Here is a 549-nt window from a genome sequence, read left to right as displayed (position 1 = left end):
ATCTTCACTTGTTCGTCGTTGCGACCCAGGTATTCCAGGCTGCCGTCGGCCAACCAGCGACCGAGGTCGCCGGAACGGTACATCCGCGCGCCGGGAGCCGGGACAAACGGATCGTCGAGGAAGCGCGAAGCGTTCAGTTCCTCACGGTTGAGATAGCCTCGGGCAACCCCGGCGCCACCGACATACAACTCCCCTACCATGCCTGGCGGCACGGGTTGGCCGTAGCTGTCGAGCAGGTACAGGCGCAGATCGGGAATCCGCTTGCCGATGGGGCTCGCGCCCACACGCTGGGCGTCTTCGGCCTGCAACGGGTAATAGGTCACATGCACAGTGGTCTCGGTGATGCCGTACATGTTCACCAGTTGCGTGCCGCTATTCAGTTCCCGGGCGTACCAGGGCTTGAGCATCGCAGTGTCCAGCGCTTCACCGCCGAAAATCACCTGGCGCAGGGAATGCAGCTGGCCGCTTTCACCCTGGGCCGCGATCAGTTGGCGGAACGCGCTCGGGGTCTGGTTGAGCACCGTCACCCCGGCGCTGCACAGCAGTTTG

1 protein-coding gene is annotated in these 549 nt (G+C 63.9%); it reads right to left on the bottom strand.

The features are described from left to right. Positions 1-549, bottom strand: a 549-nt coding sequence (locus UCMB321_RS28360) for an AMP-binding protein (RefSeq protein ID WP_040072011.1), incomplete at both ends; no start/stop codon positions are given.

It is taken from the genome of Pseudomonas batumici, from assembly GCF_000820515.1.
GTDB classification, from domain to species: Bacteria; Pseudomonadota; Gammaproteobacteria; order Pseudomonadales; family Pseudomonadaceae; genus Aquipseudomonas; species Aquipseudomonas batumici.
The sequence above is the reverse complement of the archived record's forward strand: the minus strand, read 5'-3'. Positions and strand labels throughout refer to the sequence as shown.